General features: G+C 52.1%; 1 protein-coding gene. It reads left to right on the forward strand.

What is annotated here, in order from left to right; all coding sequences use genetic code 11:
* A partial coding sequence (locus tag NE473_RS32275; RefSeq protein ID WP_256265738.1) for a YitT family protein occupies positions 1–286 on the forward strand: 286 nt, incomplete at both ends.

Below are 286 nucleotides of genomic sequence, written 5' to 3' on the forward strand. Positions count from 1 at the left end.
GAAGTGTTAGCGTAGCAGTGAATCTCAACACCTTCGTGGAACAGGGGAAACAGGTTCCGGGCGGTTTTTCCGGACTCGCCAAGCTGATTCAGAGGGTGGGGCTGGCCTTTTTTGGCGTGAAGATCTCCTTCACCTTCTTGAACGTGGTTTTCAACGCCATCCCTGCCGTCTGTGCCTACCGCATTGTCGGGAAAAAATTTACCATTTTATCCTGTGTGAGCCTCTTAACCGTATCCATTCTGGTTGACCAGCTGCCCGTGATCCCCATCACCGGAGACGTTCTTCT

The organism is Hungatella sp. SL.1.14 (genome assembly GCF_024460495.1).
Taxonomy (GTDB): domain Bacteria; phylum Bacillota; class Clostridia; order Lachnospirales; family Lachnospiraceae; genus Hungatella; species Hungatella hathewayi.